Origin of the sequence: Neobacillus fumarioli NBRC 102428 (assembly GCF_001591485.1) — a bacterium.
GTDB classification, from domain to species: domain Bacteria; phylum Bacillota; class Bacilli; order Bacillales; family Cytobacillaceae; genus Neobacillus; species Neobacillus fumarioli.
Genome location: NZ_BCUZ01000212.1, coordinates 1 through 2,349 on the forward strand (window position 1 = coordinate 1; position 2,349 = coordinate 2,349).

Sequence of the window (2,349 nt, forward strand, 5' to 3'; positions counted from 1 at the left end):
TTCCCTGCCAATTCCGCATATTTTCCCCACTAAAGAAAACCCTATGAAAAAAGGGGATTTTTTGCATGAAACTTCTACTTGCTATTCTTTTAGCCTTTCAAGCACCGGCAGCTGCTGGAAAAACACTCATCCATCCGCCGATTCCAAAAAGTACTCAAGACACCGTTGCTATTGTGATCCTCAAAAGTGCACAATCGGAAAACCAAATCAAACAGCTGATTCACCCTTATAAAGAGGTAAAACTACGTCATGTTTTTCAAAAAGCCATTAACGGTTTTTCAGTACAGGGCAGCCCCGAGGCCATTGCACGGCTTGCATCAAGGGAGCAGGTCATACACATTACCCCGGTCACAGAGTATCGGGTCGAAACGGAGGAAAGTGTCAAAATCATCGGCGGCGAAGAGATCCGCGATTCTTTTTCCAAAAATCAAAAACTAACAGGCAAGGGTGTCACTGTGGCGGTAATCGATACCGGTGTCGACTATACACATCCTGATCTGCAAAAAAACTATGCAGGTGGTTACGACCTTGTTGACAATGACCGAGATCCGATGGAAACCCGAGCTACCGGACAAGCCACCATTCATGGAACCCATGTGGCCGGCATTATCGCCGCAAATGGAAAAATAAAAGGCGTTGCGCCGGAGGCAAGAATTATTGCTTACCGTGCACTCGGACCTGGCGGAGGAGGTACGACAGAGCAAGTGCTTGCTGCGATTGACCAGGCAATTAAAGATAAAGTAGATATTATGAACCTTTCGCTCGGCAATGATATTAATGGGCCGGATCTACCCATCAGCCTTGCGTTGAACCACGCGGTCGACAACGGCATTGTTGCGGTGGCGGCGTCCGGTAATGCCGGGCCCAATGTTTGGACAGTCGGTTCGCCTGGAACAGCATCGAAAGCCATTTCTGTTGGCGCTTCTACTCCAACATTGGAAATTCCCTATTTATTAATAGAAGGAATTCGAAATAAATTTCGGATTCAGCCGATGGAGGGATCAGCAAAGTGGGTCCTTGACCGAACGTTGGAGATTGTCGATGGAGGCATTGGCAGGAAGGAGGAACTAACAGATGTACAGGGGAAAATAGTCTTGATCAAACGCGGAACATTAACGTTTACCGAAAAGGCCAAGAACGCTTTTGATGCGGGAGCGAAAGCTGTACTCATTTACAACAACTTAAAGGGGCCGTTTATGGGCAACTTGGAGTCATCCAGCCCGATCCCCGTCGGTTCCCTTTCCAAAAGTGAGGGAATGCAGATTAGCAAAGTATTAAAAAATCAAAGGATGTCAGCCCGGCTCCAAGTTGTGTCGGAAAAAGACCAGCTGGCTGATTTTAGTTCACGTGGACCGGTGACGGGTACATGGGAAATTAAGCCGGACCTCGTTGCTCCGGGAGTGGCGATCACTTCGACCATCCCGGGAGGCTATCTGTCGCTGCAAGGTACAAGTATGGCCGCACCGCACGTAGCAGGTGCTTGTGCCTTGATTAAACAGGCACACCCTGATTGGACGCCGGAGCAAATCAAGGCTGCATTGATGAACACAGCCAAGCCGCTGATGCCAAACAATAGTATGACGGTAACAGAACGAAAGGCAGCGGGCGATGGGAACCCTGAAGGTACGAATGTGATCACAGGTACCGCAGACCGCATGGCCTACCGTACGTTTGAGCAAGGAGCAGGCCGAATCCAAGTGAATCAGGCAATTAAGGCCGAATCACTGGTAATGCCGGGAAGTATTCGCTTTGGGAAATTTTCTAGTTCGAACAATGCACATCAGGCCAATTTAAAGGTGGAAAATACCAGCAGTCACCCGATTACGTATTCTTTTATAATCCCAAAACAAGTAGAAGGCTTGAAATGGAGTTTACCATTATCGTTCACGTTAGGTCCTAAGCAAACAAAAACCATTACCGTTGGACTCCAGGTAGACCCTTTTATTTTTAAACAAAAGGTCTATGACGGATTTTTAAGTCTTCAGGCCGGCGGGATGATCATTCACATTCCGTACTTATATGTTCTCAAAGAGCCTGATTATCCAAGGATCATGGGCTTTGATTTTGCGGAAGGGGACCAGCCAGGCACCTACCGCTACGAGGTGTACTTACCTGGTGGAGCAGAAGAATTCGGCATTGCCCTATTTAACCCGGAAGATTACCGCTTTATCACCTTTTTAGACACCAAAAGAGATGTAAAAAAAGGCCTAATCCGCAAAGAATTCAAACCCGAACAACTGCCGCCCGAAGGAATATACATCGCCAAAATATTCGCCAAAAAAGCCGGCAAAGAAGACTCCATCCAAACCGGCATCATCATCAGCAAAAACCAAGAACCTTAAACAGGGG

1 protein-coding gene is annotated in these 2,349 nt (G+C 47.5%); it reads left to right on the forward strand.

What is annotated here, in order from left to right; genetic code table 11:
* The first annotated feature begins 65 nt into the window (after nucleotides 1-65).
* Nucleotides 66-2,342, forward strand: coding sequence for a S8 family serine peptidase (locus BFU02S_RS15620; RefSeq protein ID WP_066372677.1), 2,277 nt, complete (start codon nucleotides 66-68; stop codon nucleotides 2,340-2,342).
* Nucleotides 2,343-2,349: the final 7 nt, after the last annotated feature.

What these genes read in the sequence shown, in the direction of transcription:
- BFU02S_RS15620 (WP_066372677.1), top strand. Translation starts at nt 66, where the DNA reads ATGAAACTTCTACTTGCTATTCTTTTAGCCTTTCAAGCACCGGCAGCT.